This window comes from Frigidibacter albus (assembly GCF_009908165.1).
Classification (GTDB): domain Bacteria; phylum Pseudomonadota; class Alphaproteobacteria; order Rhodobacterales; family Rhodobacteraceae; genus Frigidibacter; species Frigidibacter albus.
The window spans coordinates 58,541-82,276 of the sequence record NZ_JAAAUC010000004.1 but is presented as its reverse complement, the minus strand read 5'-3'; the positions used below and the strand labels follow the sequence as shown (position 1 = coordinate 82,276).

The window sequence follows — 23,736 nt, the reverse complement described above, 5'->3', positions numbered from 1 at the left end:
GGAATAACCGGGCACCGGGGTCGCAAGGCTCCGGTGCGCTGCTTTTGGGGGACAAGGAATGCTGATCGGCGCGAAGGTGACGGTGCTTGGCGCCGGGGTGGCGGGGCTGACGGTGGCGCGGGCGCTGGCGCTGCGCGGCGCCGAGGTGACGGTGCTGGAACAGGCCGCCGAGATCACCGAGGTCGGCGCCGGGCTGCAGATCAGCCCCAATGGCGCTTGCGTCCTGAAGGCGCTTGGCCTTGGCGAGGCCATCGAGGCGGCGGGGATGCGCGCCGAGGCGGTGGAGCTGTGGGATGGCGGGTCGGGCACCCGCGTTCTGCGGCTCGATGTCGGCAAGTTGCAGCCGGGCGCCCCCTACCGCTTCGTCCACCGCGCCGACCTGATCGACCTGCTGGCCGTGGGCGCGCGCGAGGCGGGGGTGCAGATCCGCCTGCTGCAGCGCATCGACAAGGTCACGCTGGGGGCGCATCCGCCGCGGATCACCACGGCGCAGGGGGCCGAGGTCGAGTGCGGGCTGCTGATCGGCGCCGACGGGCTGCATTCGCGCCTGCGCGAGGCGCTGAACGGCGCCGTCGCGCCCTTCTTCACCCATCACGCCGCCTGGCGGACGGTGATTCCCGCCGGGCCCGACATTCCCCCGGTGGCGCAGGTGTTCATGGGGGCCGGGCGGCATCTGGTCAGCTATCCGCTGCGCGGCGGCACCCTGCGCAACATCGTGGCGGTGGAAGAGCGGCACCGCTGGGTCGAGGAAAGCTGGTCGCTGCGCGATGACCCGATGGCGCTGCGCATCGCCTTCCGCGACTTCTGCCCCACGGTGCGCGGCTGGCTGGAGCAGGTGGAGGACCCCTATCTCTGGGGCCTGTTCCGCCACCCGGTCGCCAAACGCTGGCAGACCTCGGGCCCCGAGGCGGGCGGCTGGGGCGCCGCGATCCTCGGGGACGCCGCCCACCCGACGCTGCCCTTCCTCGCCCAGGGCGCGGTGATGGCGCTGGAGGATGCCTGGGTGCTGGCGGATGCGCTGGCGAGCCATGACACCCCCGCCGCGGGCCTCGCCGCCTATCAGCAGCGCCGCGAGGCCCGCGCCGCCCGCGTCGTCGACGCCGCCACCCGCAACGCCCGCCACTATCACCTTGCCGGCCTGCCGAGAGCCGTGGCGCATCTGGGGCTGCGGGCGGCCGGGGCGGTTGCGCCGGGACGGTTGTTGGGGCAGTTTGATTGGCTGTATGGGTATGATGTGACGGGGTGAGGGGGGCTGAATGCCTAGCCACGGATTCATCTATATAATCACGAACAGCGCAGATCCGAGCGTTGTCAAGGTGGGGCGGACCAATGACCTCCGACGCCGGGTAAATCAACACAACGGCGCTTCAAATGTACTCGGCGTTTGGACTTTGAGTTGGTCAATGGAAGTGCCGGACAGCCAACGGGCAGAGAGTTTGGCGCTGGCATCACTGAGCCGTTGGAAAGTTCCAGGGAAGCGGGAACAGTTCCGATGTGGGCGGAAGAAGGCAGAGGAGGAGATTTCGGTAGCGCTGGCCGAGTGGTCGCATTGGGGTCGCAAAGAGAAATCCCGACGCAAAGAAAAGGCATCTCGAGAACAGGCAGCTCGGAGGCTCTCGCGTGAGGTCGAAGAACATGCCAGAGCCGTTCGGGCGCGAAAAGTTGCGGATGAAAGGACATTCGAGATGCTATGTCTTTCTTATCCAGACAGAAAAATTAAGTATGATCGAGCCAAACGCATATTAGCAGGAACGGAGAGAGTACCATATCCGTTTAAGCCAAACGATCTATACTTGGTGCTCCTGCTCGCTCTTGGACTTTTCTACTTTTTCACCGATGCAGGGCCGTGGGAGTGGGCTCGACTGCCTGTCGCAGTCGCGTACACCTATGGCGTTTTCGCGGTTTTTGAGTCGTGGGGGAGATTCGACGAATGGCAAAAAAATCGCGACCCAGATTCCCAACGCGGTGTGATCGAGAGCTTTGAAACCGTCTACCCTGACGGATTACCTCCACGAAGTGCTCGAGACCTTTGTCACATCGAGGTCTAAACAACGAAGTTCTGCTGTGCCCACCCGGGCGGGCCCATCAGAATTTCGCACCCTCCGGACCAAGCTTCACCCCCCTTGCCCTGCGGCCCCGCGCCTCCGGGCAAGCCGACCGCGTCGGGAAGAGCCCTCACGGGGAGCGAGGCGCCCCGGGACCCCCATCCCCCTCAAAACGCGTTGAAGATCACGAACATCGCCGCCTTGATCATCGCATAGACCACGGCATAGACGATCAGCAGCGCCGCAAGGCCGGTGGCCGATCCGGCAAGGATCCAGACCCCGTCGCGCTCCAGAATGCCAAGGGCGATCAGGCAGATGGCGAAGGCCGGCAGCATGTTCCCCAGCGGGATCGGCAGCACCAGCACGATGGCGAGCACAAGGCACAGGCCGCCGACGATCCGTTCGGCCGTGGGCGAGCTGAGCGCGGGCAGGCGCGGCACCAGCAGCCTTTCGGCCCGCTCCAGAATTGGTGTCACCCGTGTGATCAGCGCCGCGAAATCCTCGCGCAGCATCGAGCGCTTGCTGATGAAGGGCGGCAGCCATGGCCGTATCCCCAGCATCATCTGCGCCGCAAGATACAGCAGCGGCAGGCCGAGGATGCCCGAAGTTCCGGGCGGGGCGGGCAGAACATTGGGCAGCGCGAAGACCAGCAGCAGGGCCCCAAAGGCGCGGGCCTGCAGGATCTGGACCAGATCGGCGACAGAGATCCGCTCGCGCGTGCCGTCCTCCGCCAGCTCGGCCAGGATCAGCGACAGCCTCCTCTTGGGCGGCGCGGCCCGCCGCACCCATCGACGGCGCCCCATGGGATCACCGCCGGGCGAAGCCTCGGCAGCCATGCCGGCGCTGCCCGGTAGAGGGCCCAGTGCAGGGTCCGGCACATCCGTGCCAGAGGTGGTGTCTTCGGGCTTCGCCGGGGGCTCGGGGGTCATGGACATCCAGTATGCGCAAAAACGGTCGCGGCCATGCCGGCCGATATGCTCTGGAGGCTAGCGAAGTTCCCAAGCCGTTGAAAGATGCGCCTGGACACGATCTCGCGCGTCCGGATGCGGCGCCGGGGTGGCCCTCAGCCCACCTCCACCCACACCGGCACATGGTCCGAGGGCTTTTCCCGCCCCCTGACCTCCTTGTCGATCCCCGCTGCCGTCAGCATGTCGGCGGCTTGCGGGGTCAGCAGCAGGTGGTCGATGCGAATGCCGTTGTTCCGCTCCCAGGCCCCGGCCTGATAGTCCCAGAACGAGTAATGCCCCGGCCGCGGCTCGCGGGCGCGGAAGGCGTCGGTCAGGCCGAGGTTCAGCAGCCGCCGATACGCCTCGCGCGTTTGCGGCAGGAACAGCGCGTCCTCGGTCCAGACCTCGGGGCGGGCGGCATCCTCGGGCTGGGGGATCACGTTGTAATCCCCGGCAAAGATCGCCGCCTCCTCGGCCGCGATCACCTTACGCACCCGCGCCTCCATGCGCGCCATCCAGGCCAGCTTGTAGTCGTATTTCGGCCCCGGCGCCGGGTTGCCGTTGGGCAGGTAGAGGCCGCAGACCCGCAGCGCCCGCTCGCCGATCACGATGGCCTCGATCCAGCGCGCCTGCACGTCCTCGTCATCGCCGGGCAACCCGCGGCGGATATCCTCCAGCGGCAGCCGCGACAGGATCGCCACGCCGTTGAAGCCCTTCTGGCCGTGCGTCTCCACCCGGTAGCCCATGTCCTCGAAGATCTCGGCCGGGAAGCCCTCGTCCACCGACTTGATCTCTTGCAGCACCACCACTTCGGGCGTGGCCTCGGCCAGCCAGACCGGCAGCGCCTCGATCCGGGCCTTGATGCCGTTGATGTTGAAGGTCGCGATCTTCATGGGGGCCTCCAGGCGGTTGCCTTTCGGTTGTAGGGGCGCGGGGGGCAGGGGGCAAGCGCCCGGGCCTTTTGGCGGCCTACCGGGCGGCGGCCAGCCACAACGCATCCAGCGCGGCAAGCTCGGCAGGATCAAAGCGCCCCGCCTCCTCCCAATAGCGGCCCGAGGGCACGAGATACCCAAGCTCCGCCTCGCGGGCCAAGGCCCGGTCGGCGGTGGCAGGATCATGGGGCAGGGGGCGCGCCTCTGCCAGCCCGGCAGGCACGGCGCGCGGAAAGGTCAGCCGCGACGGCCCGTCCGACAGGTTCACCAGCACGCAGCCCTGCCGCGCGGCGAGGATCGCCAGCCGCGTGGCCTTCGCCTCCAGCGACTGAAGGGTGATGTCGGCGCGCAAGGGATCGGGCGTGCCGGTGCCGTAGAAATGCGTGGGGCCGGTGGCCGGATAGTGCATGTCGCAGCCGAGGAACCCGATGCAGCGCGGCCGGTATTCGGCCAGCAGCCAGTAGGCGGCGGTGAAGGCCATCGTCGCCCCGGCATAGACGAAGCCGCCATAAAGGTTCTGCGCCGGCACGAACTCGGCTTCCGTCACGATCCGCCCGGCCGCCGGGGCCGGAGGCATCCGCTCCGCCGGAAAATCCCAGGGATGCACCAGCTCATCCCAATCCGCCCGCACGCGCCAGGCGTTGTTGATCGCCACGATCCGGTCGAAGGGTGCGCGCCCCCAACCCTCGCAGGCGGTGACACCGGGGCCGGAGCCAAGCAGCAGGATCGTGGTCATGGGATCGCCTCGTGGGAATGCCGCTCAGCTTTCGCGCGCTACCAGCAGCTTGTCGATGCGCATTCCGTCAAGGTCCACCACCTCGAACCGCCAGCCGGCATGGCGGAAGCTTTCGCCAAGCGCAGGCAGGCGGCGCATCTCGTCCAGCACGAAGCCCGCGACCGTGTCGAAATCGCCCTCGGGCCGGCGCAGCGACAGGTGGTCGGCAAACTCGTCGATCGGCATCCAGCCGGCGACCAGCCAGGACCCGTCCTCGCGCTGCACCATCGCCGGTTCGTCGGCCTCGCCGTCCTCGAAGGTGCCGGTGATCGCCTCCAGGAGGTCCATCGGCGTCACGATCCCCTCGAAGTTGCCGTATTCGTCATAGACCAGCACCATATGCGCCGGCGACTGGCGCAGCTGCTCGATCACCACCGAAGCGCCGGCCACGTCCATGACCACCGGCACCTCGGTGACCAGACCCCGCAGCGGCCCGGCCTCGGGTGTCCAGGCCAGCAGGTCGCGCGCCCGGATCACGCCGATGATCTCGTCCTCGCCGCCCTCGCGTACCGGCAGGCGCGAGCGGCGGGTGGCGCGGGCCCGCGCCAGCGCCTCCTCCAGCGGATCGCCAAGGTCGATGATGTCCACATCCCGCCGCCGGGTCATCAGCGCCCGGGCGGATCGGTCGGCCATCCGCATCACCCCCGCGATCATCTCGCGCTCGCCCGGTGCCAGCACCCCGGCCTGCTCGGCCTCGGCCATGATCATCCGCACCTCCTCATCGGTCATCTGGCTTTCGGTGACGCCCGACTGGCCCAGAAGCCGCAGCACGGTCTTGCCCGACAGGTCGAGCACCCAGACGATCGGCGTCGTCACCCGCGCGACGATGGCCATGGCGGGGGCGATGCGGCTGGCGACGGCTTCGGGGTTGCGCAGCGCGATCTGCTTGGGCACCAGCTCGCCCACGATCAGCGACAGATAGGTGATGGCGGCAACGACAAGGCCCACGCCGACGGAGGCCGCCAGCGCCGGCGGCATCCCCGCTTCGGCCAGCGTGCCCGACAGGCGCAGCCCCAGCGTCGCCCCCGAGACCGCGCCCGACAGCACCCCCACCAGCGTGATGCCGATCTGCACCGCCGACAGGAAGCGTCCCGGATTCTCCTGCAGCCGCAGCGCGGTTACCGCGCCCTTGCTGCCCGCGCCCGCCAGCACCCGCAGCCGCGTCGGCTTGGCCGATACGATGGCAAGTTCTGACATCGCCAGCGCGCCGTTGCACACCGTCAGCATCAGCACGATCAGAAGTTCGAAAATCATCGGGCGGTCCCAGTCATCTGGGGCACGCCCCGTTCCGGCAGGGCAGAATCGCCGCCCGCGCAAGGACACCCCCGCCCGGCCGGTTGGCAGGCAGGGGGCTGGTTCGGCTGGGGTCTGTGGGGCCGGGGGTCACAGCGAGAAACTGGTCCCGCAGCCGCAGGAGGAGCTGGCATTGGGGTTCTCGATCACGAACCGCGCCCCGATCAGCTCTTCGGAAAAGTCGATCACCGCGTTCTGCAAGAACGGCAAGGACACCGGATCGACCAGCACCTTCTGGCCCTGCGCCTCCAGAACCAGATCGTCCGGTGCAGGGTCATCGAGCCTTATGTCATACTGGAAGCCCGAGCAGCCCCCGCCCTCCACCGCGACGCGCAGGGCCTTGGCACCGCCGCCCGCGTTGATCTCGGCCAGCCGCGCAAAGGCGCGGGGCGTGACTTGGGGGGGCAATTGCAGGTCCATCGCGGCAAAATCCGTATCATTCCGGTGATATCAGGCATATAGGATGCCCGCAAAGGCCGGACAAGAACAGCCCCGCAATGCAGGGGCCGCGCCGGCATGTGCGTTTTGACAACACCCGGGGACCCATGCTTGCACCCTATGCCTGCCAGCCCGAGGCCAGCCGCGGCCGGCTGCACCCTGAACACATGTCCACCTTCCGCTCGCCGTTTCAGCGCGACAGGGACCGGATCATCCATTCCTCGGCCTTCCGCCGCCTGAAACACAAGACCCAGGTGTTTGTGGAGCATGAGGGCGATTACTACCGCACCCGCCTGACCCACACGATCGAGGTGGCGCAGGTGGCGCGCACCATCGCCGGGCAGCTGGGGCTGAACACCGATCTGGCCGAGGCGGTGGCACTGGCCCATGACCTCGGCCACCCGCCCTTCGGCCATACCGGCGAGGATGCGCTGGCGCTGCTGATGCAGCCCTATGGCGGCTTCGATCACAACGCCCAGGCGCTGCGGATCGTCACCCGGCTCGAACGGCACTATGCCGATTTCGACGGGCTGAACCTGACCTGGGAGACGCTGGAGGGGATCGCCAAGCACAATGGCCCCGTCACCGGCCCCCATGCCAGCGGCAGCCATGCGGTCGGCAGCGGGCCGCTTCCCTATGCCCTGGCCGAGGTGAACGGGCTCTGGGATCTGGACCTCGGCACCTTCGCCTCGGCCGAGGCGCAGGTGGCGGCGGTCGCCGACGATGTCGCCTACAACCACCATGACCTGCATGACGGCCTGCGCGCCGGGCTCTTCACCGAGGCCGACCTGATGGAGCTGCCGGTCACCGGCCCCGCCTTCGCCGAGGTCGACCGGCTCTGGCCCGGGCTCGACCCCGCGCGGCGGCGGCACGAGGCGCTGCGCCGGGTCTTCGGGGTGATGGTCGAGGATGTGATCGCCGTCGCCCGGGGCCGACTGACGGCCAGCAACCCGCAATCGGTCGAGGAGATCCGCGCGATGGACGGGCCGATCATCCGCTTCTCCAAGCCGCTCTACCAGAACCTCAAGGCGATCAAGTCCTTCCTCTTCACCCGCATGTACCGCGCGCCGCCGGTGCTGGTGGAACGCAGCCGCGTTACCGCCGTGGTCAATGACCTTTTCCCGCTGTTCCTGTCGCAGCCGGGCCTGCTGCCCGCGGACTGGCAGGGCGATATCGCGCAGGCCTTCGCCAGCAATGACGCGAAAACCGCTCTGGCCCGCGTGGTCCTCGACTACGTCGCCGGCATGACCGACCGCTTCGCGCTGCAGGAACACGCGCGGCTGATGGGCGAGGGGCACTGACCCTCCCCTTTGCCCGGAATCAAGGCGCCTTGGCGCCGCCGGGCAGCGCCCGTCCGCCCCCCCGGACGGGCGCTTCCAACGGTTCCGCCTAGGAATCCTGTGGAGGTAGGCCGCACCATAAAGCGCCTAGAACCCCTGTTGCGCGCCCACCCGGCGGACGGGCGCGGCCCTCCGACAGTCCCTGCCCCTCAAAGCTACCCCCCGTTGACGCCGCCCGCAGCCTCTGGCATCCCCGCAGGCAGCAAAAGGTGATGAAATGAACCTCTTTTCCGATATCCGCGCGCTGGTGATCCGCAACCTGGAGGCGATGGTGGCCGCGGGCGACCTGCCCGCCGGGCTCGACATGGCCGCCGTCTCGGTCGAACCGCCGCGCGATCCGGCGCATGGCGACATGGCGACCAACGCCGCGATGGTGCTGGCCAAGCCCGCCGGCAAGTCCCCCCGCGCCATTGCCGACGCTCTGGCCGCGCGCCTGGCCGCCGATCCGCGCATCACCACGGCCGAGGTCGCGGGCCCCGGCTTCCTGAACCTGCGCCTTGCGGACGCCGAATGGCAGGGCGTCGTCCGCGCCGCGCTGCAATCCCCCGAAACCTTCGGCCAGTCGGACATGGGCCAGGGCCGCAAGGTCAATGTGGAGTTCGTGTCCGCCAACCCCACCGGCCCGATGCATGTCGGCCATACCCGCGGCGCGGTGTTCGGCGATGCACTGGCATCGCTGCTGGCCTATGCGGGGCATGAGGTGACGCGGGAATACTACATCAACGATGGCGGCGCGCAGGTCGACGTCCTCGCCCGCTCTGCCTATGAGCGCTACCGCGAGGCCAACGGGCTCGAGCCCGAGATCCGCGAAGGCCTCTATCCCGGCGACTACCTCGTCCCGGTCGGCGAGGCGCTGAAGGCCAAATACGGCGACAGCCTGCTGGGCAAGCCCGAGTCCGACTGGATCGACGATATCCGCGGCTTCGCCACCGAAGCGATGATGGAGATGATCCGCTCCGACCTCGCATTGCTCGGCGTGGAAATGGACATCTATTCCAGCGAAAAGGCCCTCTACGGCACCGGCAAGATCGAGGCGGCGCTGGACACCCTGCGCGGCATGGGCCTGATCTATGAGGGCATCCTCGAACCGCCGAAGGGCAAGACCCCCGAGGATTGGGAGCCGCGCCAGCAGACCCTGTTCCGCTCGACCCTGCACGGCGACGATGTCGACCGCCCGGTGATGAAATCCGACGGCAGCTGGACCTATTTCGCCCCCGACATCGCCTATCACTACGACAAGGTGCAGCGCGGCTATGATGCGCTGATCGACGTGTTCGGCGCCGATCATGGCGGCTATGTCAAGCGCATGAAGGCCGCCGTCTCGGCGCTGTCGAACGGCCGGGTGCCGCTGGACATCAAGCTGATCCAGCTGGTCAAGCTGTGGAAGAACGGCGAGCCGTTCAAGATGTCCAAGCGCGCCGGCACTTTCGTCACCCTGCGCGACGTGGTCGAACAGGCGGGCGCCGATGTCACCCGCTTCGTGATGCTGACCCGCAAGAACGACATGGCCCTCGATTTCGACTTCGACAAGGTGCTGGACCAGTCCAAGGACAACCCGGTCTTCTATGTCCAATACGCCCATGCCCGCATCAGCTCGGTCCTGCGCAAGGCCACCGAGGCCGGGCTGGCGGTGGATGACGCCACACTTTCCGCCGCTGATCTTTCGCAAAACGGGCATGAGGCAGAGCTTGGCCTCGCCCGCAAGATCGCCGAATGGCCGCGGCTGGTGGAAATCGCCGCCCGCAGCAATGAGCCGCACCGCATCGCCTTCTACCTCTACGAACTGGCTTCGGACCTGCACAGCCTGTGGAATCGCGGCAACGAAGAGCCGTCCCTGCGCTTCTTGCAAGAGGATTCCGGCGCATCGCAGGCGAAAATCGCCCTCGCCCGGGCCACGGGCGTTGTCATTTCCGCAGGTCTTGGTATCCTTGGCGTCACCCCGGCAGAGGAAATGCGCTGACAACAGGCGCAGACTGCCAGCCAGCTTTCGGGCCGGACAGGGGGAGGCGGGCAAGAAGAGGCGGCAGGCGCGCGTGATCGGCGTGGATCCGGGCCGCCCGGAAGGCGAGGCATGGCAGCGGATCCCAAGGGTTACGGGCAGTATCGGGGCGGCTACGCGCCGGCTGAACCCGTCTATGCCGAGGATGACTACGGCCAGCACGGTCATGGTCAACATGCCGAAGACCCCTATGCCACAGACATCTGGCACCCGGGCCTCGAAGAGGGCGATCTGCCGCCCCGGCGCAGCAAGATGGGCCGCGCCGCGCAAAAGCTGGTCAACAGTGCCGGCGCGCTGACCTCGCTGGCGCTGATCGTCGGGCTTGGCATCTGGGGCTACAAGCTCGCCGTGCGCGACGTCACCGGCGTTCCGGTGATCGCGGCGCTGGAAGGCCCGGCGCGCGTCGCGCCCGAAAACCCCGGCGGCGAACTGGCCCAGCATACCGGCCTTGCCGTCAACACCGTCGCCGCGCTTGGCGAGGCTGCGGGCACTGCCGATGAGCTGCGCCTTGCCCCGCGCCCCACCGGCCTTGCCGATGAAGACCTGCCGATGGCCGAGATGGGCACCGCCAGCATCGTGCCGCGCGACACGCTTGCCCCGGTCGAGGATCCCCTGCCGCTTGCCAATACCGGCCGGGCGCTCCCCGAACCCCTGCCCGACGAGGCGCCCGAGCCGATCCTCGAAGCGCCGGTCGTGACCGATACCGACGCCGCCGTGGCGCTTGCGCTGAACGAGGTCTTTGCCGATCCCGAGGCAGAGGCAACTGCCGCCGTCGCCTCCGCCGCCGTCGCCTCTGCCGACGTGATCGCCGCCTCGGTCCCCGGGGTCGTTCGCTCGCTGCGCCCGCCGCCGCGCCCTGCGGCCGCGCTGCCCACCGGCGTTGTGGCACTGGCCGCCGCCGATGCCGCGGCCGAGGCGGCGCTGCCGGGCTTCAGCGACATCGACCCCTCCACATTGCCCGCCGGCACGCGGCTGGTGCAGCTTGGCGCCTTCGATACCGAGGCGCTGGCCCGCGACGAATGGAACCGCATCGCCATGGACTTCGGCCCGCTGATGGCCGGCAAGGGCCGGGTGATCCAGCCTGCCGAAAGCGCCGGCCGCGCCTTCTACCGGCTGCGCGCCACCGGCTTTGGCGATCTGGCCGATGCCCGCCGCTTCTGCGCAGCGCTGGTCGGCAAGGACCTGCACTGCATCCCGGTTCAGGTGCGCTGATCGTGGCAACAGGCGCCACCATCCTCGGCTGCCTTGGCACGGAATTGTCTGCCAGCGAGGCGGCCTTTTTCCGCGAGGCCGATCCCTTCGGCTTCATCCTCTTCGCCCGGAACATCGAAAGCCCGGCTCAGGTCGCCCGCCTCACTGCCGGCCTGCGTCAGGCCGTGGGCCGCGACGCCCCGGTGTTGGTGGATCAGGAGGGCGGGCGCGTGCAGCGCCTGCGCGCCCCCCACTGGCACGAATGGCTGCCGCCGCTCGACCAGATGGCCGCCACGCGCGAAGGCGCCGCCGCCCGCGCCGTCTGGCTGCGCTACCGGCTGATTGCGGCGGAGCTGCGCGCCGTCGGCATCGACGCCAACTGTGCCCCCACCGCCGACATCGCCTGCGACGTGACCCACCCGTTCCTGCACAACCGCTGCTTCGGAACCGATCCCGCCACCGTGACCCTCGCCGCCCGCGCTTGCGCCGAGGGGCTGCTGGCCGGCGGCGTGCTGCCGGTGATGAAGCATCTGCCCGGCCACGGCCGCGCCAGTGCCGACAGCCACCAGTCGCTTCCAAGGGTCGAAGCCAGCCGCGCCGAACTGCTGGCGAATGACTTCGCCCCCTTCGCCGCGCTGTCGGGCCTGCCGATGGCGATGACCGCGCATATCGTGTTTTCGGCGCTGGACCCGGACCGCCCCGCCACCGCCTCGTCGCTGATGATCACCCTGATCCGGCAGGAGATCGGCTTTGACGGCCTCCTGATGACCGACGATATCGGGATGCACGCCCTGACCGGCGATTTCGGTGCCCGCGCCAGCGCCGCCCTCGCCGCCGGCTGCGATCTGGTGCTGCACTGCAATGGCGAGATGGACGAGATGCAGGCCGTCGTGGCCGCCTCCGGCACCCTGAGCCCCGCCGCCGCCGCCCGGGCCGAGGCGGCGCTGGCGCAGCGCCAGCAGCCCGCCCCCATTGACAGCGCAGCCCTTCACGCGGAACTCTGCTCGCTGCTTCACACAGGCGGCTGACCCATGGCGGAAGAGAGCTGGCAGACAGAGGTTGCCGAACGCCGCGCCTCCGAGGCGCTGATCGTCGATGTCGATGGCTTCGAAGGCCCGCTCGACCTGCTGCTGACCCTCTCGCGCAGCCAGAAGGTCGACCTGCGCAAGATTTCCGTCCTGCAACTGGCCGAGCAATACCTGCGCTTCGTCGAAGAGGCCAAGGCCCTGCGGATCGAGCTTGCGGCGGACTACCTCGTGATGGCCGCCTGGCTCGCCTTCCTCAAATCCCGCCTGCTGCTCCCCCCCGATCCCACCGAGGATGGCCCCTCGGCCGAGGATCTGGCCGCGCATCTGGCCTTCCAGCTGGAACGCCTGTCGGCGATGCGCGAGGCCGCCGCCCGCCTGATGGCGCGCGACCAGAAGGGCCGCGACTTCTTCGTGCGCGGAGCGCCCGACGAGTCCGGCGTGGTGCGCCGCGTGCGCTATACCGCCAGCCTTCTCGACCTGATGCAGGCCTATGCCCGTATCCGCACCCGCGACGAATTCCGCCCCTTCGTGATGGACCGCCACGATGTCTACACGATGGACACCGCGCTGGAACGGCTGCGCGGGCTGATCGGCTATGCCGGCGACTGGACCGACCTAGTGGCCTACCTGCCCGAGGGTTGGACTGCCGACCCCCTCCGCCGCCGTTCCGCCACCGCCGCCACCTTCGCCGCCACGCTGGAGCTGGCCAAGCGGGGCCTTATCGAACTGCGCCAGTCCGGCACGTTCGAGCCGATCTCGCTGCGCCGCAAGGATCCCTGAGCCATGGCCAAACCCGATGCCGAACGCACCCTGTTCGAGGCGCCCCCGATGGGCGAGCAGGAACGCATGGTCGAGGCGATCCTGTTCGCCGCCACCGATCCGGTGACGGTGGCGCAACTGGCGCAGCGGCTGCCGCATGGCTGCGACGCCGCCGAGGCCCTGGCCTACCTGCGCCGGCGCTACGAGGGGCGGGGGGTGCGGCTGCTGCGCGTCGGCGATGGCTGGGCCTTCCGCACCGCGCCCGACCTTGGCCACCTGATGCACCGCGAGGTGACGGAAAACCGCAAGCTTTCCCGCGCGGCGATCGAGACGCTGGCGATCATCGCCTATCACCAGCCCGCCACCCGCGCCGAGATCGAGGAGATCCGCGGCGTCGCCGTCAGCCGCGGCACGGTGGATCAGCTGCTGGAGCTGGACTGGATCCGCTTCGGCCGCCGCCGCATGACGCCCGGCCGCCCGGTGACCTTTGTCGTGACCGAAGCCTTCCTCGACCATTTCGGCCTCGAAAGCGCCCGCGACCTGCCGGGCCTGCGCGAGCTGCGCCAGGCGGGCCTTCTCGACAACCGCCCGCTGCCCGGCACCATGGGCCGCCCGGATGAGGATGAGGACGAGGCCCCCGGCCAGACCGAACTTTTCGAGGATTGAAACGGCGGCGATTCCGGCCCATCTCTAGGCGCAAGGCCGCAGCGGCCGCGGAGAAGCGCGATGAACCTGAACCAGATCGTTTCGATGATCATGAACACCCTGATGCGCAAGGCGGTCAACAAGGGCGTCAATGCCGGCATGGGCTACCTGTCCAAGGGCAAGAAACCCGCCAGCACCGCGGCGAAAACCCCTGTCTCGGACGGCCAGACCGCCGCCCAGTCCAAGGCCAGCCGCGACATGGCCAAGCGCGCCCGCCAGGCTGCGCAGGTCACCCGCCGCCTCGGCCGCTGACCGCGCAGCAAAACGGCGCCCGATCGGGCGCCGTCTGGTCCTTCACGCTGCCGAAGGCTCAGAACTTCCAGCCGACGCTGACGTCGTAGGTGGTCCGCTCGCCATCGCCGTCCAGGATGCCGCCCTGCACATAGGCGCCCTGCGGAATGGTATATTCGGCACTGAGGCCATACAGCGTGGCCTCGTCGCCCGCCTCGCGCGCCGTCACCACCGACCCCGTCACCGAAATCGGCTCGCTCGGCCGCCAGGTGCCATAGGCGGTCCAGGCCTCGATATCGCCGGGGCGGCGCAGGGTGGAGTAGTATAGCCCGCCCTCCATCTGCCCATACTCGGCCTTGCCGCCCAGGATCATGTTGAACCCGCTCGGCCCTTCGCCATCGACATACTCGGTCCCCGCGCTCAGCGTCACCGCGCCAAACTCGTAGGCCGCCGCCAGATCCGCCGCCGACACATCGTCGCCGCCGAACTGATGCACGGAGCCTGCCAGATCCAGCGCGCCCATCGAGGTGTCGTAGCGCAGGCCATAGGGGGTCTTGCCATCGGTCAGCGCATAGGCACTGACAAAGCTCGAGGTCGGCTGGCCGAAGCCGATGTCAAGGAACCGCGAGCCGCCCACCGGCGGGATGTCCATGAAATCGTCCAGCACCGCGCGCGGCGCGCCGACCTGCATCCGCCCGCCGGCAAGGCCAAAGCTGACGGCGCCATAGACGGCCAGATCGTCCACGGTGGTGGTGTCATAGCCGACCAGCCCGAAATCGGCGCCGATGCCGCCGCCGGTCGGGGCATAGCCAAAGCTGATATCGCCGTAGAGGATGCGCTCATCATCCTTGCGGTTCACCAGCAGCTCTGCCTCCACCACGCCGCGCAGGTAGAAGCCGTTCGGGGTGGTGAAGCCGCCACCGCCGCCGCCATAATTGCCGCTGTAGCTGTCATTGCCGAAGCTGGACCCGGTGGAGGTGCCGGAATAGTCGGAATAGCCGCCCGTGCCCGGGCCGGTCTGGTAACCCGTTGCGGGGTCATAGCCGGTGATCTGCTGCGCGGCCAGCGGTGCGGCGACGACCAGCAGGGCCGCAGCCGACAGAGTCGGGGCGCGCGATAGGATGGGGGTCAACATGCTCTGTCCTCGGGTGCTTTTTGTCGGGGCCCGGCTTGTGCCGGTGCCATTGAGATTGAATCTACCCCATATCTGGCGGAAGTGCATCCCGTTTTTGTCAATTAGTGGTGATCGGCGGGGAGTGGCTCAGGCGTGAGTCCTCCCTGATCTCCGCTGGCACCCCGCCGTGCCGGTGGCCGTCTTCAGAATTTCGGCCGTCGACGAAATTCTGATGTGCCCGCCCCCCCCGTGGCGGGCACATACATGTGCCCACCGGGGCGGACACCTCAGAATTTGGCACCCTTCGGACCAAGCCGCACCCCCCTTGCCCTCCGGCTTGCGCCTCCGGTCAACCGCCGCGGTCGGCTTGCCACTGGCAAGCCGCCTGATCGCGCCGGGGCGCCCTACCTGCGAAAGGCGGCGATGGGGGCAGGGGCAGCCCCCTCACTCCACCGCCGGCACCGCCTTCAGATAGCTCGCAATCGCTGCCCGCTCCGCTTCCGGCAGCCGCGCGAGGTTCGACACCACCAGCGCCATATGCCCGCCGGCGCTGTCATAGTCGGGCGTGAAGCCCGAGGTGAGGTATTCCACGATCTCGCCCTCCGACCAGTCGAGCGCGCCCGGCGTGATGTTCGGCACCCCGCCGCGCCCGTCCGGGCTGGGAACGCCCGCCAGCCAGCGGCTGCGGTCCATGTTGCCAAGCGCCCCGCGCGGGGTGTGGCACTCGCCGCAATGGCCAAGCGCCTCCACCAGATAACGCCCGCGCGTGGCCTCGGGGGACAGGTCGCCCGCAACCACCCAGTCGTCCTTCAGGAACAGCAGCTTCCAACCGCCAAGCGAGGCGCGGATGTTGAAGGGAAAGCCCACATCATGCGGCCGGCTTGGCTCGGGCGAGGGCGGCAGGGTCGCCCAGAAGGCGTGCAGGTCGGCCACGTCCTGCAGCTCGGCCCTGGCATAGCTCGCATAGGGGAAGGCGGGGTAGTAATGCGCGCCGCCCGGCGAGGTGCCCCGAGTCATCGCGCTGGCAAACTCCTGCAGGCTCCAGCTGCCGATCCCCTGCTCGGGGTCGGACGAGATGTTGGGCGCGATGAAGGTGCCAAAGTCGGACGGGAACTCCTGCCCCCCCGCCAGCACGCGCTGGTCCGCCCCGGTCGCCCCCGGCGCCATGTGGCAGCTGGCGCAGCCCGCGGCATGGAACACCGCTTCGCCGCGCTCAGGCTCCCCCGCAAGGCCCTGCAAGGCAGCGGCAGAGACCTGCTGCGGCCGGGTGATCCACAGGCCAAGCCCGCCCCCCGCGGTGATCAGCACAAGCAGGGTCAGGATCGGGCGGCGCATCGGCGGGCTCCTTGTGGGCGGGCAGCGTCAGGCGAGAGGGTGCCCGCCCGCCGCCGCCGCCGCAACCACGGCGCATCCCCCTCACGGAAGCGTTACGGCAGCCGCGGCCCGCGCTGCGCCTTCGGGTCCATCGTCAGCGCCTCGGGCCACAGCCCCAGCCACTCGATCCCGACGATGGCCAGGCAGATCGCCACCACGACGGCCACCAGAATGACCCGCCCCATCGAGGGCGGATGCCGCACCCAATGCGCCGCCCGCATCAGCCAGGTCAGGTTCACGGCGTCTGCTCGGGGAAACGCACCTTGCCGATGAAGGGCAGGTTGCGGTTGCGCTGCGCGAAGTCGATGCCATAGCCGACCACGAATTCGTCGGGGATCTCGAACCCGGTCCAGCGCGCCCTGACCGGCACCTCGCGGCGGCTCGGCTTGTCCAGCAGCGCGCAAACCTCCAGCCGTGCCGGCTCGCGGCTCTCCAGCAGGCGCAAGACGTGGCTGAGGGTGAAGCCGGTATCGACGATATCCTCGACCACCAGCACATCGCGCCCGGCAATCTCGCCGCGCAGGTCCTTCAGGATCCGCACCTCGCGGCTCGACTCCATGCCGTCGCCGTAGCTGGAAGCCTCGAGGAAATCCACTTCCACCGGCAGGTCGATCTCGCGCACCAGGTCGGCGATGAACACGAACGACCCGCGCAGCAGCCCCACCACCACCAGCTTGTCGGTGCCGGCAAAGGCCTGTTCGATCTCCTTGGCCAGCGCCTCCACCCGCGCGGCAATGGTCTTGGCCGAGATCATCTCGTCGATGACATAAGGTCGCGCCGTGATCTGTGCGGACATGGTTTTCCCTTGAACTGACCCGCGGTATTTACGACATGAAATACCGAAGGTCACGCAGAACGGCTCCCGAGACGGACAAAGGCGGGCCGCGGACCACAGAGGACAGATCCCTTCATGCCCACCCATTCGGAAACGCGGCCGCTGCCCTGGACAGCGCAGCAGATGTATGATCTCGTCGCCGATGTCGAGCGCTACCCCGAATTCCTGCCCTGGAACTCCGCCGCCCGCCTCCGTGCGCGCCGCCCGGGCGAGGAGGGCTCGGAAGTGCTGGAGGCCGACCTGGTGATCTCGTTCAAGGTGTTCCGCGAACGCTTCGGCAGCCGCGTCGTGCTCTGGCCCGAGACGCGCAAGATCGACACCGAATATCTCGACGGCCCGTTCAAGTACATGCGCTCGACCTGGGCCTTCCGCGACCTGCCGACGGGCGGATCGGAAGTGGCGTTCTTCGTGGATTTCGAATTCCGCAACCCGATCTTGCAGCGCATCATCGGCGTGGTCTTCGGCGAGGCGATGGCGCGGATCGTGCGCGCCTTCGAAAAACGCGCCGCCGAGCTTTATGGCCCCCGGTAAACAGGAAGGGGGGCTTCCGCCCCCCTCTTGGCGCCAGGGCGCCAATTCACCCCCTGAGGATATTTTGAAAAGGCAAAGGCAAGAGCGCTCTTCTCCTTTGCCTTTTCCAAATATCCCGGGGGGAGACGCCGGAGGCGGCGGGGGGCAGCGCCCCCCTTCCGCGCGATGTTTCGGGCGCGCGATGTTACGGGATGATCCGCGTGTATTTCGTGCCCTCGACCGTCGCCCCGGCGATCAGGCCGGCCTGGCCGAAGATCAGCGCGATCACCGGCGCCAGCGAGGTGGTGGTGTCCACCCCCAGCGATCCGGCATTGTCGGCCACCGCGTATTTGGCATCCGCCCCCGCGACCCAGCCCGGCGAGGCGCGGAACTGCGCCAGCGCATCGGGCGTCATGAAGAACAGCGCATGGGCATATTGCTGCGCACCGATCTGCAGCCCGAAACTGGCCTGCGTCGCCGAGTAATAGTCCACCGTCACATCGTTGATCCGCAGCGCACCGCGGCCATAGGCGCCGCCGAAACCAAGCCCCGCCTCGGTCATCAGCGGCATGTAAAGGACGCCCACCGATTTTTGCGTCAACTCCACCGTGCCGGGATAGCGGCTGCGCAGGTAATCGCGCGTCGCATCGACCCGCGCGTCCAGCTGCTGCGCCCCGTTGCCGCCGATGCCGTTGCCGCAGGCGGCCAAGGCCAGCCCTGCAGCCCCCGTCACCACGAACCCGCGCCGCGACAGCGTCCCTGAAACTCTGTTCATCTGCCTGCCCCTTGTCTGTTGCTGCATCTCGGCCTGTCCCGACCGTAGCGCACAAACTGTAGTCCGGATTGACGCAGATGTCACCGAAAGATCGGGGGTGCGGCGGAAGATCGCCCGCCGCGAACCGACCGTCTCAGCCCTTCAGCGCCCGCGCCACATCGGGCGCGAAATAGGTCAGGATCCCGTCACAGCCCGCGCGCCGGAAGGCCAGCAGGCTTTCGGCGATCACCGCCTCCTTGACCCAGCCGTTCAGCACCGCGCCCTTGATCATCGCGTATTCGCCCGACACCTGATAGGCGAAGGTCGGCACCCCGAAGGCCTGCTTCACCCGGTAGCAGATATCCAGGTAAGCCATCCCCGGCTTGACCATCACCATGTCCGCCCCCTCGGCCAGGTCGCGGGCGACCAGCCGGATCGCCTCGTCCGAGTTTCCGGGGTTCATCTGGTAGGTCTTCTTGTCGCCCACCAGCCGGTCCGACGCGCCCACCGCATCGCGGAACGGGCCATAGAAGGCGCTGGCATATTTCGCGGCATAGCTGAGGATCGTCACATCGGCATGGCCCGCAGCCTCCAGCGCCGCGCGCATCGCGCCGATGCGCCCGTCCATCATGTCCGACGGGCCAAGGATATCCGCCCCCGCCTCGGCCTGGGCCAGCGCCATCTTCACCAGCGCCTCCACCGTCTCGTCATTCAGGATCACCCCGTCCCGCACCAGCCCGTCATGGCCATTGGCGTTATAGGGGTCGAGCGCGATGTCGGTCATCACCGCCACTTCGGGCACCGCGGCCTTCACCGCCCGGATCACCTTGTTGGACAGGTTCTCGGGGTTCCAGGCCTCCTCGCAGGCCTCGGTGCGCAAGGAGGGGTCGGTATAGGGAAACAGGCAGATCGCCGGGATCCCCAGCTCTGCCGCCGTCTCGGCGGCGCGCACAGCACCTTCCAGCGTCAGCCTTTGCACGCCGGGCATCGAGGCGACCGGGGCATCCGCCCCCGGCACATCGGTGATGAACAGCGGCCAGATCAGGTCCTTCGCCGTCAGCGCGTTTTCCTGTGCCAGATCGCGCAGCGCGGCGGTGCGGCGCATCCGGCGCAGGCGGGTCGTGGGGAAGGGGGCAAGGACAGGAAGCATCGGCTGGCCTTTCAACTGGCACCTGGCGGGCATGTCATCTTGCCCTTGGCGGGCATGGGCGAAGGGGTTACACGGGAACGCGGCCCGATGCAAAGCCGACATCCTGCCGCGATGCCGCAGGCACCTTCGGGCGCTGCCACTCACGAGACGAGGACCGACTTTGGATTTCATGAGCCTCGTCTATGAACTGATCGACCTGCGGTCGTTTTCCAACCTCTGGTACTGGATCGCGCTGGCCTTCACCTGGTCGCGCACCTCGCACTGGATCCTCGGCGTGCCCTGGGACATGGTGCAGCGCGCCCGGCGCATCGGCGGCCAGGCAGAGCTGGATTTCCAGATGATGCTGCGCATCAACCTCAACCGCATCGGCTATATCTCGTCTGTGGCCGGCACGGCGGCGGTGGCGATTGCCGCGGCGCTGCTGACCACGCTGGCAATGCTGGGCTTCGGCTATGGGGTGGAATTCTGCCAGGCGCTGTTCCTGATCGCCTTCCCGATGTCGCTGGTCGGCCTGATGTCGCTGCGCATGGCGCATTGGATCGACAGGGCCGGGATCGAGGGCGCGGCGCTGCACAAGGCGCTGACCTGGCACCGGGTGCGGGTGCAGGCGATCGGCCTGACCTCCATCTTCATCACCGCGATGTGGGGGATGCTGCAGAACCTCAATATCAGCGTGCTGCACTGACGCCCTTGTTTCGCGGCCCCCTTGGTTGACAATCTCCGCCCGCCCGATAGGTGATGCGCCATGACCACTCCCCGCCCCCTGATCCTGTCCGGCGCGCCCGAGGGCTTCGATGCCCGCCTGCTGGCGCGCGAACTGGAGTGCGGCTTGCCCGTCTGCCATGTCGCCCGCGATGACAAGCGGATGGAGGCGATGCGCGCTGCCCTTGCCTTCTTCGCCCCCGCCGTGCCGGTGCTGTCGCTGCCGGCCTGGGACTGCCTGCCCTATGACCGGATGTCGCCCAACCCCGATGTCTCGGCGCAGCGGATGGCGACGCTGGCGGCACTGGCGCAGGGGATCGGCGCGCCGTTCATCCTGCTGACCACGCTTTCCGCCGCGACCCAGCGGCTTCCGGCGCGCGAGGTGATCCGGGATGCCGCCTTCACGGCGAAGGTCGGCGGGCGGGTGAACGAACCCGCGCTGCGCGGCTGGCTGGCGCGGATGGGCTTCTCGCATTCCGCCACGGTGTCCGAGCCCGGGGATTATGCCGTGCGTGGCGGCATCATCGACATCTATGCGCCGGGGGCGACCGGGCCGGTGCGGCTCGACCTGTTCGGCGACGTGCTGGACGGGGCGCGGCGGTTCGACCCTGCGACCCAGCGGACCACGGAAAAGCTGGCCCGGGTGGAGTTTGCGCCGGTGTCCGAGGTGATCCTGGACGAGGCGGCGATCACCCGGTTCCGCCAGAATTACCGCATCGAGTTCGGCGCGGCGGGCACCGACGATCCGCTCTATGAGGCCGTGACCGCCGGGCGCAAGCACGCCGGGATCGAGCATTGGCTGCCCTTCTTTCATGAGCGGCTGGAGACGGTGTTCGACTATCTGCCGGACGCCTCGGTTATGCTCGATGACCAATTGGACGCCGCCCGCCTGTCGCGGTGGGAAGGGATCGCCGACCAATATGACAGCCGCCGCGAGGCGCTGCGCCGCAAGGACCGGACCGAGAGCACCTACAAGCCCTGCCCGCCGGGCCTTCTGTATCTCGACGATGCAGGATGGGCGGGCGCGCTGGCCGGGCACCGGGTTGTGCAGTTGTCTGCCTTGCCGCAGCCGGTGGGGCTTGGGGTGCTGGATGCCGGGGGGCGGATCGGGCGGAATTTCTCGGCAGAGCGCCAGTTGGAGAATGTAAGCCTTTTCGGGGCCTTGGCGGACCATCTTAAAGCAAAGTCGGGGGAGGGCCAGGTCGTCGTCGCCTCCTACTCCGAAGGCGCGCGCGAGCGGCTGCGGGGCCTGCTGGACGATGAGGGCGTGAAGAACGTCATCGAAATCAAGGATTTCCGCGACGTTCCTAGCGCACGCGGCGGATTGTTCCTGACCGTCTGGGCGCTGGAGCAAGGGTTCGAGGCCGAAGGGCTGACCGTCGTGTCGGAACAGGACGTTCTGGGCGACCGGCTGATCCGTCCGGTGAAAAAGACCAGGCGCGCCAAGGACTTCCTGACCGAAGCTCAGACGCTGTCCCCCGGTGACCTCGTTGTGCATGTCGATCACGGCGTCGGCCGCTACAAGGGCCTCGAAACCCTGACCGTCACCGGCTCGGCGATCGAATGTGTCTCGCTGGAATATGCAGGCGGCGACAGGCTTTACCTCCCGGTCGTCAACATCGAACTGCTCAGCCGGTTCGGGCACGAAGAGGGGATGCTCGACAAGCTGGGCGGCGGCGCCTGGCAGGCGAAGAAGGCCAAGCTCAAGGAGCGCATCCGCCAGATCGCGGAACGGCTGATGCGGGTGGCTGCCGAGCGCGCGCTGCGCCATGCGCCGATCATGCAGGCGCCGCATCATGACTGGGAGGCGTTCTGCGCGCGGTTTCCGTATTCCGAGACGGATGACCAGCTGACCGCGATCAATGACGTGATCGGCGATCTGGAGCAGGGCAGCCCGATGGACCGGCTGATCGTCGGCGATGTCGGCTTTGGCAAGACCGAGGTGGCGATGCGCGCGGCCTTTGTCGCGGCGATGTCCGGCGCGCAGGTGGCGATCATCGCGCCGACGACGCTGCTGGCCCGCCAGCATTACAAGACCTTTGCCGAGCGCTTCCGCGGCACGCCGCTGACGGTGCGGCCGCTGTCGCGCTTCGTGTCGGCCAAGGATGCCGCGACCACCCGCGCCGGCCTCGCCGATGGCACGGTCGATATCGTCATCGGCACCCATGCGGTGCTGGCCAAGGGGGTGAAGTTCCGCAACCTCGGCCTGCTGGTGATCGACGAGGAGCAGCATTTCGGCGTGACCCACAAGGAACGCCTGAAGGAGATGCGGTCGGAGATCCACGTGCTGACGCTGACCGCGACGCCGATCCCGAGGACGCTGCAACTGTCGCTGACCGGGGTGCGCGACCTGTCGATCATCGGCACCCCGCCGGTGGACCGCCTGGCGATCCGCACCTATGTGACCGAGTTCGACACCGTGACCCTGCGCGAGGCGCTGCTGCGCGAGCATTATCGCGGCGGGCAGAGCTTTTACGTGGTGCCGCGGATCAGCGACCTGCCCGAGATCGAGGCCTTCCTGACCGACCACGTGCCCGAGGTCAGCTTCATCGCCGCCCACGGCCAGATGGCGGCGGGCGAGCTCGATGACCGGATGAACGCTTTCTATGACGGCAAGTATGATGTGCTGCTGGCGACGACCATCGTGGAATCGGGGCTCGACATCCCGACCGCCAACACCATGATCATCCACCGCGGCGACATGTTCGGTCTCTCGCAGCTCTACCAGATCCGCGGCCGGGTGGGGCGCGCCAAGACCCGCGCCTATTGCTACCTGACCACCAAGCCGCGCTCGCCGCTGACGCCCTCGGCCGCGAAACGGCTGCGGCTACTGGGCAGCCTCGACAGCCTTGGCGCCGGGTTCTCGCTGGCTTCGCAGGACCTTGACCTGCGGGGGGCGGGGAACCTGCTGGGCGAGGAGCAGTCGGGCCATATCCGCGAGGTCGGCTATGAGCTCTATCAGGCGATGCTTGAGGATACGATTGCGCGGCTGAAATCGGGCGAGTTGCAGGGCACCGTCGAGGATGACGGGCAATGGGCGCCGCAGATCAACCTGGGCGTGCCGGTGCTGATTCCGGAGGAGTATGTGCCGGATCTCGACGTGCGGCTGGGGCTTTACCGGCGGCTGTCGCAGCTGACCACCAAGGTGGAGCTGGAGGGCTTCGCGGCCGAGCTGATCGACCGCTTTGGCCCGCTGCCGCGCGAGGTGAACACGCTGATGCTGGTGATCCGCATCAAGGCGATGTGCAAGAAGGCGGGGATCGCCAAGCTCGATGCCGGGCCGAAGGGCGCGACCGTGATGTTCCACAACGACAAGTTCGCCAATCCGGCGGGGCTGGTGGAGTTCGTGCATGCCGAGCGCGGGGCGGCGAAGATCAAGGACAACAAGATCGTGCTGGCCCGCGACTGGCAGACCGAGGCCGACCGCATCAAGGGCGCCTTCGCCATCGCCAAGGATCTGGCGGAAAAGCTGATCGAGGGGCGGAAGGCGAGCAAGCCGGTGGTGGTGGAGGCGCCGAAGGCGGCCGTGAAGGTTGTTCCGAAGGCGGTGCCGAAGCGGCGGTGAGGGCTGAGGGGCGCTTCTATCTGCACCCTTCTTCTGCCCTTCCTTGCCC

The 23,736-nt window shown here is 68.2% G+C and carries 23 protein-coding genes; 12 read left to right on the top strand and 11 right to left on the bottom strand.

Features of this window, described 5'->3' with window-relative positions:
- The first annotated feature begins 58 nt into the window (after positions 1 to 58).
- Positions 59 to 1,246: an FAD-dependent monooxygenase gene (locus GVY41_RS07375; RefSeq protein ID WP_161345394.1), complete on the top strand. Its 1,188-nt coding sequence runs from the start codon at positions 59 to 61 to the stop codon at positions 1,244 to 1,246.
- A gap of 10 nt (positions 1,247 to 1,256) precedes the next feature.
- Positions 1,257 to 2,048, top strand: a complete 792-nt coding sequence (locus GVY41_RS20695; RefSeq protein ID WP_161345396.1) for a GIY-YIG nuclease family protein — start codon at positions 1,257 to 1,259, stop codon at positions 2,046 to 2,048.
- Between the two features lie 164 nt (positions 2,049 to 2,212).
- Here the strand turns inward: GVY41_RS20695 and GVY41_RS07365 are convergent, their stop codons facing one another.
- The 5 genes from GVY41_RS07365 to GVY41_RS07345 all read right to left on the bottom strand — a co-directional run bounded on the left by GVY41_RS07365 (position 2,213) and on the right by GVY41_RS07345 (position 6,412).
- Positions 2,213 to 2,974, bottom strand: a complete 762-nt coding sequence (locus GVY41_RS07365) for an exopolysaccharide biosynthesis protein (protein WP_229725980.1) — start codon at positions 2,972 to 2,974, stop codon at positions 2,213 to 2,215.
- A gap of 134 nt (positions 2,975 to 3,108) precedes the next feature.
- Entirely contained in the window at positions 3,109 to 3,885 is a 777-nt protein-coding gene (xth, locus tag GVY41_RS07360; protein WP_161345398.1) for an exodeoxyribonuclease III, read from the bottom strand.
- A gap of 76 nt (positions 3,886 to 3,961) precedes the next feature.
- Positions 3,962 to 4,660 (bottom strand): hypothetical protein, encoded by a 699-nt coding sequence (locus GVY41_RS07355; protein WP_161345400.1) that lies wholly within the window; start codon positions 4,658 to 4,660, stop codon positions 3,962 to 3,964.
- 24 nt (positions 4,661 to 4,684) lie between these two features.
- The gene (locus GVY41_RS07350) at positions 4,685 to 5,953 is read right to left on the bottom strand and encodes a hemolysin family protein (protein ID WP_161656877.1); all 1,269 of its coding nucleotides are present in this window, start codon (positions 5,951 to 5,953) and stop codon (positions 4,685 to 4,687) included.
- A 129-nt stretch (positions 5,954 to 6,082) separates the two neighbouring features.
- Positions 6,083 to 6,412 carry a HesB/IscA family protein gene (locus tag GVY41_RS07345; protein ID WP_188816023.1) on the bottom strand — a complete coding sequence of 110 codons (330 nt, stop codon included), beginning with the start codon at positions 6,410 to 6,412 and terminating at the stop codon, positions 6,083 to 6,085.
- Between the two features lie 125 nt (positions 6,413 to 6,537).
- Here GVY41_RS07345 and GVY41_RS07340 point away from each other — a divergent pair, with 125 nt between their 5' ends.
- From GVY41_RS07340 to GVY41_RS07310, 7 genes are all read left to right on the top strand, one after another.
- Entirely contained in the window at positions 6,538 to 7,731 is a 1,194-nt protein-coding gene (locus GVY41_RS07340; protein ID WP_161345402.1) for a deoxyguanosinetriphosphate triphosphohydrolase, read from the top strand.
- A gap of 256 nt (positions 7,732 to 7,987) precedes the next feature.
- Entirely contained in the window at positions 7,988 to 9,730 is a 1,743-nt protein-coding gene (gene argS, locus GVY41_RS07335; RefSeq protein WP_161345404.1) for an arginine--tRNA ligase, read from the top strand.
- 111 nt (positions 9,731 to 9,841) lie between these two features.
- On the top strand, positions 9,842 to 10,981 hold the full coding sequence (locus tag GVY41_RS07330; protein WP_161345406.1) for an SPOR domain-containing protein: 1,140 nt from the start codon (positions 9,842 to 9,844) through the stop codon (positions 10,979 to 10,981).
- A complete protein-coding gene (gene nagZ, locus GVY41_RS07325; protein ID WP_161345575.1) occupies positions 10,981 to 11,988 on the top strand; it encodes a beta-N-acetylhexosaminidase in 1,008 nt (335 codons plus the stop codon). Before GVY41_RS07330 ends, nagZ begins: the two co-directional genes overlap by 1 nt.
- Before the next feature lie 3 nt (positions 11,989 to 11,991).
- A complete protein-coding gene (locus GVY41_RS07320; RefSeq protein ID WP_161345408.1) occupies positions 11,992 to 12,768 on the top strand; it encodes a segregation and condensation protein A in 777 nt (258 codons plus the stop codon).
- 3 nt (positions 12,769 to 12,771) lie between these two features.
- Positions 12,772 to 13,413 (top strand): SMC-Scp complex subunit ScpB, encoded by a 642-nt coding sequence (gene scpB / locus GVY41_RS07315; RefSeq protein WP_161345410.1) that lies wholly within the window; start codon positions 12,772 to 12,774, stop codon positions 13,411 to 13,413.
- A 60-nt stretch (positions 13,414 to 13,473) separates the two neighbouring features.
- Positions 13,474 to 13,704 (top strand): hypothetical protein, encoded by a 231-nt coding sequence (locus tag GVY41_RS07310; protein ID WP_161345412.1) that lies wholly within the window; start codon positions 13,474 to 13,476, stop codon positions 13,702 to 13,704.
- A 58-nt stretch (positions 13,705 to 13,762) separates the two neighbouring features.
- On the opposite strand, the gene GVY41_RS07305 is transcribed toward GVY41_RS07310, so the two are convergent.
- The 4 genes from GVY41_RS07305 to hpt all read right to left on the bottom strand — a co-directional run bounded on the left by GVY41_RS07305 (position 13,763) and on the right by hpt (position 16,955).
- Positions 13,763 to 14,818 (bottom strand): hypothetical protein, encoded by a 1,056-nt coding sequence (locus GVY41_RS07305; protein WP_161345414.1) that lies wholly within the window; start codon positions 14,816 to 14,818, stop codon positions 13,763 to 13,765.
- Between the two features lie 423 nt (positions 14,819 to 15,241).
- The gene (locus tag GVY41_RS07300; RefSeq protein WP_161345417.1) at positions 15,242 to 16,132 is read right to left on the bottom strand and encodes a c-type cytochrome; all 891 of its coding nucleotides are present in this window, start codon (positions 16,130 to 16,132) and stop codon (positions 15,242 to 15,244) included.
- 92 nt (positions 16,133 to 16,224) lie between these two features.
- Positions 16,225 to 16,410 carry a hypothetical protein gene (locus GVY41_RS07295; RefSeq protein WP_161656876.1) on the bottom strand — a complete coding sequence of 62 codons (186 nt, stop codon included), beginning with the start codon at positions 16,408 to 16,410 and terminating at the stop codon, positions 16,225 to 16,227.
- Positions 16,407 to 16,955, bottom strand: coding sequence for a hypoxanthine phosphoribosyltransferase (gene hpt / locus GVY41_RS07290; protein ID WP_161345577.1), 549 nt, complete (start codon positions 16,953 to 16,955; stop codon positions 16,407 to 16,409). The genes GVY41_RS07295 and hpt overlap by 4 nt, the downstream gene beginning before the upstream one ends.
- Before the next feature lie 126 nt (positions 16,956 to 17,081).
- On the opposite strand from hpt, the gene GVY41_RS07285 reads away from it, so the two are divergent.
- A complete protein-coding gene (locus GVY41_RS07285; protein ID WP_161345419.1) occupies positions 17,082 to 17,537 on the top strand; it encodes a type II toxin-antitoxin system RatA family toxin in 456 nt (151 codons plus the stop codon).
- 184 nt (positions 17,538 to 17,721) lie between these two features.
- On the opposite strand, the gene GVY41_RS07280 is transcribed toward GVY41_RS07285, so the two are convergent.
- On the bottom strand, positions 17,722 to 18,291 hold the full coding sequence (locus GVY41_RS07280; RefSeq protein ID WP_161345421.1) for a lipid-binding SYLF domain-containing protein: 570 nt from the start codon (positions 18,289 to 18,291) through the stop codon (positions 17,722 to 17,724).
- A 133-nt stretch (positions 18,292 to 18,424) separates the two neighbouring features.
- The gene (hemB, locus tag GVY41_RS07275) at positions 18,425 to 19,420 is read right to left on the bottom strand and encodes a porphobilinogen synthase (protein ID WP_161345423.1); all 996 of its coding nucleotides are present in this window, start codon (positions 19,418 to 19,420) and stop codon (positions 18,425 to 18,427) included.
- Positions 19,421 to 19,589: 169 nt separating this feature from the next.
- On the opposite strand from hemB, the gene GVY41_RS07270 reads away from it, so the two are divergent.
- Both GVY41_RS07270 and mfd read left to right on the top strand, forming a co-directional pair.
- Positions 19,590 to 20,105 (top strand): component of SufBCD complex, encoded by a 516-nt coding sequence (locus GVY41_RS07270; RefSeq protein WP_161345425.1) that lies wholly within the window; start codon positions 19,590 to 19,592, stop codon positions 20,103 to 20,105.
- Positions 20,106 to 20,165: 60 nt separating this feature from the next.
- Positions 20,166 to 23,687: a transcription-repair coupling factor gene (gene mfd / locus GVY41_RS07265; protein ID WP_161345427.1), complete on the top strand. Its 3,522-nt coding sequence runs from the start codon at positions 20,166 to 20,168 to the stop codon at positions 23,685 to 23,687.
- The last annotated feature ends 49 nt before the right edge of the window (positions 23,688 to 23,736 follow it).